At 43.6% G+C, this 8,471-nt stretch carries 7 protein-coding genes and 1 rRNA gene; 3 read left to right on the top strand and 5 right to left on the bottom strand.

Going from position 1 to position 8,471, the window contains the following annotated elements; translation table 11 throughout:
* Positions 1 to 43: 43 nt before the first annotated feature.
* Together PN466_RS00700 and PN466_RS00695 are read right to left on the bottom strand one after the other, a co-directional pair.
* Positions 44 to 538: a DUF3226 domain-containing protein gene (locus PN466_RS00700; RefSeq protein WP_271936134.1), complete on the bottom strand. Its 495-nt coding sequence runs from the start codon at positions 536 to 538 to the stop codon at positions 44 to 46.
* 2 nt (positions 539 to 540) lie between these two features.
* Positions 541 to 1,692, bottom strand: a complete 1,152-nt coding sequence (locus PN466_RS00695) for an AAA family ATPase (RefSeq protein WP_271936133.1) — start codon at positions 1,690 to 1,692, stop codon at positions 541 to 543.
* Between the two features lie 101 nt (positions 1,693 to 1,793).
* On the opposite strand from PN466_RS00695, the gene PN466_RS00690 reads away from it, so the two are divergent.
* Both PN466_RS00690 and psbO read left to right on the top strand, forming a co-directional pair.
* Positions 1,794 to 3,125 (top strand): four-carbon acid sugar kinase family protein, encoded by a 1,332-nt coding sequence (locus PN466_RS00690; RefSeq protein ID WP_271936132.1) that lies wholly within the window; start codon positions 1,794 to 1,796, stop codon positions 3,123 to 3,125.
* Positions 3,126 to 3,277: 152 nt separating this feature from the next.
* On the top strand, positions 3,278 to 4,105 hold the full coding sequence (gene psbO / locus PN466_RS00685; RefSeq protein WP_271936130.1) for a photosystem II manganese-stabilizing polypeptide: 828 nt from the start codon (positions 3,278 to 3,280) through the stop codon (positions 4,103 to 4,105).
* An 89-nt stretch (positions 4,106 to 4,194) separates the two neighbouring features.
* Here the strand turns inward: psbO and PN466_RS00680 are convergent, their stop codons facing one another.
* Both PN466_RS00680 and hemF read right to left on the bottom strand, forming a co-directional pair.
* Positions 4,195 to 4,752: a Uma2 family endonuclease gene (locus PN466_RS00680; RefSeq protein WP_271936128.1), complete on the bottom strand. Its 558-nt coding sequence runs from the start codon at positions 4,750 to 4,752 to the stop codon at positions 4,195 to 4,197.
* 255 nt (positions 4,753 to 5,007) lie between these two features.
* Positions 5,008 to 6,039 (bottom strand): oxygen-dependent coproporphyrinogen oxidase, encoded by a 1,032-nt coding sequence (hemF, locus tag PN466_RS00675; protein WP_271936126.1) that lies wholly within the window; start codon positions 6,037 to 6,039, stop codon positions 5,008 to 5,010.
* Positions 6,040 to 6,436: 397 nt separating this feature from the next.
* On the opposite strand from hemF, the gene acsF reads away from it, so the two are divergent.
* On the top strand, positions 6,437 to 7,513 hold the full coding sequence (acsF, locus tag PN466_RS00670) for a magnesium-protoporphyrin IX monomethyl ester (oxidative) cyclase (protein ID WP_271936125.1): 1,077 nt from the start codon (positions 6,437 to 6,439) through the stop codon (positions 7,511 to 7,513).
* 825 nt (positions 7,514 to 8,338) lie between these two features.
* Here acsF and rrf read toward each other — a convergent pair.
* Positions 8,339 to 8,456: ribosomal RNA gene (gene rrf, locus PN466_RS00665) — 5S ribosomal RNA — on the bottom strand.
* Positions 8,457 to 8,471 lie beyond the last annotated feature (15 nt).

Raw genomic sequence — 8,471 nt, 5'->3', positions numbered from 1 at the left:
AGACACTGACCAGGCTTTGAGCCATACAATCACTTCTATTTTCCTATGGTTTCTCGTTTTTCTCCAGTTTTTTTCCGGGTAAATATTCCCTCCACTTGGTCTCATTATCTATGCTACACTTTGTCGTGCGGAATGTGGGTTCTAACATCCCTTGCGTTTGGTTATCTGGCATAATCCAAATTCCAAATCGAATGTTCTTAGGCGTGATATGAATAAGTCCAGAGGTGGGGAGGTGTTCGGGAATATCGGGAATACTGGGTAAGCAAAAGTTTCTAATACTCCTCCAGCGTGCCTCTAAATCCCGATCTGCATCTATGATTATTCCTAGGGCAGTTAATCCAGATTCTTTTAACCGAGTAGAGATAGTATCTTGGTTAATCTTTTTATCTCCATCAGCGACGATAATCTCCACTACTGGTTCATTCTTAATGGGTTCCCAAATTACTCTATGAGCTTCTATCAATTCGGGTATAACTCTGAGGTCTTCTTTTCCCTCAACTATCAATTTTTTTGGATTAGGTTTCTGTTGATTTGCCATAGCTAACGAACCTCAATATCTTGAGTCGCTGCGATCGCGATTTCCTTTTTGCTAAAGACAATACTTTGAGGCTTATCCCGTTCGATGCGGTGGATTCTAATACCCTCTTCTGCGGCATCCTCTTCACTAGCGATGGTGGCTAAACTGCGCCAGCAGTCACTGCTATGGGTAGTGGCAAACACTTGTACATTTAAGCGTTTAGCGGTTTCCCAGACTAATTTCCACATATCCGCCATAGCTGTGTAATGCAAACCGGTATCGATTTCATCAATGAATAAAAATCCATCTCTGGTATTGACAATAGCTAAGGCGAGTCCTAACATGCGCCAGATGCCATCTCCCAGACTACCAATGGGAACGGGGCGATCGCGATCGGAAAGACGCACGAGGAAGCCCTCTCGCGATTGCAAAAACGGAGTTGACTGAGAGGATACAGCAATTCGCTCAAATTTAGGCTCAATAGTTTGAAGGGCTTGGTATACAGGTTGCTCTTCTGATGTTAAAACAATATTATTAAACAACTCAATCATTTTGTCTGAACTGAGTGAAGATGATCCGATGAAATTTGTTCGACCTTCGGTTTTTTTCTGGGATTTACCATACCTGAGAAATTTCAGGATTAAATCATCAGGGATTGTTTCATCAATAGATAAGGGAAAACGGAAGTTATCAAGATACTCTTCTTTTTCCCAGTCTTTTATCATTTCTCCTTTTTTCCAGGTTATCACCAGACTCAACTCATCGAAAATATCTGCATCAGGATCGATGTATTCAAAGGTTCGATCTCTAAAGTTTGTTAAATATTGAAATCGATCGGAATCAAAAATTATTGTTGCAATGACTGTTTCACAAACATCATTATTGATTCCTGATATTTTAAGTTCAAGATTTGGATCAATTAGATGACGATAAAATAAGTGACGGATATCAAGGTTAAGAGACTGATTTTGTTGTTCAAAAAAACATTCGCCTCGTCTTATCATAGCATCTCGTATCGACTCAAGACTATTTCTTGAACAAAGGAGTTGTATTGCTTCTAAGATAGAGGTTTTACCGCAATTATTTGCTCCTACGAGCAGATTTAAACGACCGAGATCTTGCAGATCTAAAGATTGCAAGCCACGAAAATTCTCAATTTTTACGCTTCTGAGCATAGAGCAAACTCGCTAGAAGAACGAGAAGAAAATCAATAAATTAACATAAGGAGAGAACAGAATTTGGTATAATTTCATGAGTTCTTGCTCTATCCAAACCCATGAGTACCCAACCGAAAATTATTGTTCTTGACGACGATCCCACCGGCTCACAAACGGTACATAGTTGTTTGTTGCTGATGCAGTGGGATGTGGAAACCCTGCGGTTTGGTTTAACGGATGATTCGCCAATCGTATTTATTTTGACGAATACGAGAGCGCTAACTCCAGAAGAAGCGCAGCAGGTGACGCTGGAAGTGTGCCAAAATCTAAAACAGGCGATCGCCGCAGAACAGATCGAAAACTTCTTAGTCGTCAGTCGCTCGGACTCCACGCTGCGGGGCCATTATCCCATTGAAACCGATGCGATCGCCTCCGAACTCGGTCCCTTTGATGCCCATTTTCTCATTCCTGCGTTCTTTGAAGGCGGACGGATCACCCGCGATAGTATCCATTATCTGATGATCGACGGAACCCCAACCCCCGTCCATGAAACCGAATTTGCCAAAGATTCCGTCTTTGGTTACTCCCACTCCTATCTTCCCGATTATGTTGCCCAGAAAACCCAAGGTCAAATTAGCAGCGATCGCGTCCAACGGTTTCTACTCGAAGACATTCGCGAAGGCAGCTTTGATCGCTTGATGACCCTCAGTAATAATCAATGTGGAGTCGTAGACGCAGAACATCAAGTCGATCTAGACTGGTTTGCTGGTGACCTATTGCGAGCTAGTTCCCATGGCAAACGTTTCCTCCTCCGTAGCGCTGCCAGTATTCTTACCTCCCTTGCTCAACTGCCTTCCCAACCCGTCATGGCTGAACACATGAATCAATATGTGCGCGAAGGCAAACCAGGCATAATTTTAGTCGGTTCCCATGTGCAAAAAACCACAGAACAACTCTCCCAACTGCTGGAAGAGCCAGAAATTAGCGGTATAGAAGTCGATGTGAGCCATTTACTCAAAAATGACCCAAATAGTCAAGAAGACCTCATAGAAAGCATTTTAAGCCAAGTTCAAGACATCCACAGCCAAGGCATAACCCCCGTTATCTACACCTCCCGCCAAGAACTCACCTTTCCCACCATTCAAGCGCGGCTCGACTTTGGCAAACAGGTATCCCACGTCCTAATGAGTGTAGTTCAGAACTTACCGGAAGACATCGGCTATTTAATTAGTAAAGGCGGAATTACCTCGAACGATGTCCTTAGTCACGGGTTGGCTCTGCGATCGGCTCGTTTGCTGGGCCAAATTCTGCCAGGATGTTCTATCGTGCGTACTCCCATCGATCATCCCCGATTCCCCAACTTACCCGTCGTCCTCTTTCCAGGGAATGTTGGCGATCGCCACGGGTTAGCCACCGTCTATCAACGATTAAACCAGCCCTCTGCTCACTGAAGCAACTTAACGGGATCTTAGCCGTACCATTTTATGAAATTATGGTTAAAAGAGTTTTGCTGCTCCCCCACCCTAAGCCATCCGTTCTTAGTTGCGGAGCAGCACGACTCCGTTGGAGGAAAACACATTTGGTCAACGCTAACAACTCAACTATGAAATACCGCGCTTTTATTTCTGTCATCTTAGCCTTGTGTTTGAGTCTGATTACCGCCTGTAGTGAAGGCCCAGCCGTAGGCAGCGACTACACCTACGATGATATTAAAAACACAGGTTTAGCGAATAACTGTCCCCAATTGGAAGAAACCGCTAGAGGTTCCATTCCCCTAGATTCCAGCAAGACTTACGTCTTAACTGATTTATGCTTGCAACCTAATGACTATTTTGTTAAAGAAGAAGCCACTAGCAAGCGTAAAGAAGCTGAGTTTGTACCCGGTAAAGTACTTACCCGTAAAACGTCCAGCCTTACTCAAGTTTATGGAGACCTGACCTTTAATTCAGATAAAGCTCTGACTTTTGCTGAAAAAGGTGGAATTGATTTCCAAATTGTTACCGTACTCCTACCTGGAGGTGAAGAAGTTCCCTTCTTCTTTACTATCAAAAATCTCTTGGCTCAAAGTCAACCGAGTACAGATAGCATCAATACCTCAACTGATTTTGAAGGTAAATTCCGGGTTCCTTCCTATCGGGGAGCCACCTTCCTCGATCCAAAAGCCAGAGGGGTAGCAACCGGTTATGATAATGCCGTTGCCTTACCTTCTAGCGCAGATGCTGACGATTTGACCCTGGCTAATGTGAAACGGGTTCAAGTAGGTGAAGGAGAGATTTCTTTACAAGTCACGAAAGTTGACCCCAGCACTGGAGAATTTGGTGGAATTTTTGTCAGTGTCCAACCTTCGGATACTGATTTAGGGGCCAAAGAGCCTGTAGATGTGAAAATCAAAGGTATCTTCTACGGTCGTGTGGAAGAAGATTTAAGCTAATTTCATCAGACTTTGATTGAAGTAGGGACGAAGAGTGTTCGTCCCTATTTTTTTGCCAGTGCTTCATGCTAGAGAATAGGGAATAGATTTTAGAGGATTAGCCAACCGAGAATTTCTGAGACACTCAACTGTAGATCAATCCCTTCTAAAATAGGCAGTTGTGCGTCAGTCGTAAATAAATCAATGCGTTGATGTTCTCGAATGACCCAAGTACTTTCTTCTGCGGGATTAATTAGCCATCCCAGATTGGTGCCTGCTTGCGAACAATGCAATAATTTATCTAAGGCCTGAGAGTGATTTTGGTTAGGCGATAAAATTTCAATAGCCCAATCGGGATGAAGGTCAAAACGATTGGCAATTTTTCCGCTATCAGTTCGGGGAATTCTTTCCCAGCGAAAGACAGCAATATCGGGAACCATAGAACGTCCCCCAAAGGTACAGCGCAGTTCGGGAAACGCACAAGCAACCTTAGCCGTTTCTGCCACTGTATTAATCGCTAAACAGAGCCTGTATTGTAAGCGACTATGTTCACCTTGGGGCATCGGTTTTTCCTGAATGGTTCCGTTGAGATATTCTAGAGCCGGTTTGGTTTCTGGACGCTCCAGAAATTCCTCTAAGCTTAGGGATGGAGTTAGGGCTTGAATCATCTGGATTAGGAGATTGATGGGATTTTATTCTAGCAAGTTAGAACTAGCTCATGGCGATCGCCAATTCTCTAAGAGTCCTAGAATTAAGTTAAGACAAGAAAAAAGTTTTCCCAGAGTGACACAACAGGGATAACTCTGCTATATGACCTAAAAACAAGAAACCACCGAAAGATCCGTCGGTGGTTCAGAAGGAGAGTCATAACCCTTAAATCCAAGGGTTCTAAAGCTGATTAAAGCTATAGAATCAAGGCCGATCTATTTTGCACCTACTAATTCCGGTTCTTTTTCCCAATTAACCCAATCTTGGGCTTTTAGGAACGTGGTATAAAGCTCTTCTTCTCGGCTGCCTGCTTCTGGACTATAGCAATATTCCCAACGTACCAGGGGAGGTAAGGACATCAGAATAGATTCAGTACGGCCATTCGTTTGTAAGCCAAAAATAGTTCCTCGGTCATAGACAAGGTTAAATTCTACATAGCGTCCACGGCGATAAAGTTGGAAATTGCGCTCGTGTTCTCCGGCTTCTATCTCTTGTCTGCGCTCAATAATGGGAAGATAGGCATCAAGGAAGGAGTTGCCACAACTTTGAACAAAGGCAAAGATCTCTTCCCAAGTATGAGAAGTGTCGCCAACTTTTTGACTATATTGTGCGGCTTCTCCTTCAGGTTTGGGGCCTCGATAGAGTTGTCCCCGACCATCTTGGTAATCAAAGAAAATTCCACCAATACCTCTAGCTTCTTGGCGATGCTTGAGGTAGAAATATTCATCACACCAGCGTTTGAAGGCAGGATAATATTCTGGATCGTGTTTATCGCAAGCATCCTTAATGGTTTGATGGAAGTGAATCGCATCTTCGGTAAACGGATAGTAGGGAGTTAAATCAACACCACCGCCAAACCACCAAACCGGGCCGGCTTCAAAGTAGCGATAATTCAGGTGAACGGTGGGAACATAAGGGTTACGGGGGTGCAACACCATTGATGTTCCTGTCGCAAAGAAGGGATGACCTGCTGCTTCAGGACGTTGGGTAAGGATAGAAGAGGGTAGTCCTTTTCCCCAAACTTCGGAAAAGTTCACTCCACCTTGTTCAAAAACTCGACCGTCTCGGATCACTCTGGAACGACCGCCACCTCCTTCGGCCCTTTCCCACTGGTCTTGTTTAAATTTAGCTTGACCATCAATCTTTTCTAGTCCTTGACAGATGTTCTCTTGTAAACCCATCACCCAGGTTTTAAACCGTTCGCGAGAATCTGTAGGAGGGAGGTTGGAGGTTTCAGAATGACTCATAGTAACTTCGTAATAACGTTGTAGACTCTGTTGGTTTTGTTTGGAATTTCAACTCTAATCACTCTATAGCGATTAAACTCAAATTGATGATTTTTTTTCAAAACTTAATACTGTAAGGAGTACAGTCGATCGCTACATCCCTCGACTCCTTTTGCTGTAACCAAGGGAAAAAGCAGCCTGAACATCTGCCTCAAACTCCCTCCTACAGTTAGCTTTGTGCCCAGATCCTCTCAGCGATCGATCAATCCCAATCTAGATCAACAAGCGTTCTCTTTATGGACTTTTGCATACAACAAAGAAGAACCGTAAAGCAATGTAAATATTTTATGAGAATTGACGACCAATTCTTATCTTCGTTATAAACTGATGTATCGATAAATTGATTTTGCACCTGATTATGGTTAAGACGCTCTCACAACCGACGATAGAAGAACTCAAGCCAGGGGTAAAAGCTCCAGTCAAGGAAACCCTGCTGACCCCTCGGTTTTATACGACTGATTTTGAGGCCATCGCCTCGATGGATATTTCTAGCCAAGAAGCTGAACTTCGGGCTATGGTGGCTGAAATGAAAGCGGACTATAACCGCCATCACTTTGTCCGGGATGAGAGCTTTGACCAGTCTTGGGAACATCTTGATGAAAAAACCCGCGCTACATTTGTAGACTTCTTAGAGCGCTCCTGCACTTCTGAATTCTCCGGCTTTTTGCTCTTTAAGGAACTCTCCCGTAAGCTCAAAGACACTAAGCCCCTATTATCAGAAATCTTTAATTTAATGGCGCGGGATGAAGCCCGTCATGCTGGATTTCTGAATAAGGCCATGAGTGATTTTAAGATCTCTCTGGATTTGGGTTATCTGACGAAAAACCGCACTTATACATTTTTTAAGCCAGAATGGATTATCTATGCGGTCTATCTGTCGGAAAAAATTGGCTATTGGCGCTACATCACCGTTTACCGTCATTTAGAGAAACACCCAGAATATCAGTTTTATCCGCTCTTCCGGTTCTTTGAAAGCTGGTGTCAGGATGAAAACCGCCATGGGGATATTTTCACAGCCCTATTGCGATCACAGCGCCATATGTGGGATAGCTGGACAGGACGACTCTGGGCCCGCTTTTTCCTGCTCACCGTCTTTGTTACTCATTCCCTCACTGTAGATGAGCGCACTGACTTTTATGAAATGATTGGTTTAGATGCTAGAGAGTATGACCAAACTGTAGTTTGCAATACCAATGCTACAGCGGGTCGGGCTTTCCCAGTCATGTTAAATGTGGATCATCCAGAATTTTTCCCACGGGTTTATCGCTGTTCAGAGCGCAACATGGAGCTGGCAGCAATTGATAAGAGCAATGCCCCTAAAATTGTCAAATTCTTCCGCAAACTACCCTTAATGGCTGGAATTGGCTGGGATATGCTGCGTCTATATCTGATTAAACCCATTGATGCAGAAGCTATCCGGGATACCGTGTGTTAAGCCAGAAACCCGGTTTCTATCAATATCTTTGACACTCAGCCAAGATTGAAAAAAGAAACCTGGACTATCTTATTCTTCTCTAGAGAAGAATAAGATAATTCTCTGAGGGGGCGACAAGGAGACTGAAAAGCTTCGCCCGTGGGGGGAGTAGACGAAAGAGGTAAAAAAAGATAGGCGAGGAATTGTCAACAACCATAGCCTATTGAAAACAATAAAAAAATTACCTTCATTATACTAAAACTATCTCCAGCAATATTTTTCTCCTCTAGAATATCTGATGCTTTCCATCTTGCTCATGCTTGTGCAAAAACATCGTTGGGTCAGGTTGGAGAAGTTCACCGAAAATTTTCCCAGTCCGATTTACGACAGAAGCCGAATCAAAAAATTACACAGATTTTTATCTTGACCTCAATGGGATGTAACTAAAATTGGGTTTCCCATTTTCCAAGCCTGGCTAGAGCAAGCATTTTCGCCGGATGGAGTTCTCTATATTGCCGTTGACCGCAGTCAATGGGGTCATGTTAATTTATTTATGATAAGTTTAATTTATCAGAAGCGAGCCATTCCCATAGATTTCACCCTATTGGGAAAATTTGGTTCGATTCTCTGGCAGATTTTGCCGATGAGGTAGAATTAATGATGTCGTTTTCACCTCAATCTCGCCCCCATTATCAGAAAAGCTTAAGGGCTATTTCCCTTTTGCAGTCTGTCTTCTAGCTTGCTTGTCGCCCCTTCAGGATAATTCTTTAAGGATAGGAGTAACAAGGTATTAACATAACAAAAGGTCTTTACTGATATATCAGAAAGACCTTTTGTAAAAAATGGACCTGGCACCGAGCTATTTTGCCCAAGGGTGACCCCCAAAGTATCGTCGCCGCTGCTGTGTTTCACTGCCGAGTTCGGGATGGAATCGGAGTGGTGCCACAGCGCTCACAGCACCAGGAAAGAGGGAAGGGTT

This window comes from Roseofilum reptotaenium CS-1145, from assembly GCF_028330985.1.
Lineage (GTDB): Bacteria > Cyanobacteriota > Cyanobacteriia > Cyanobacteriales > Desertifilaceae > Roseofilum > Roseofilum reptotaenium.
This window is presented reverse-complemented; position numbering and strand designations above follow the sequence as displayed.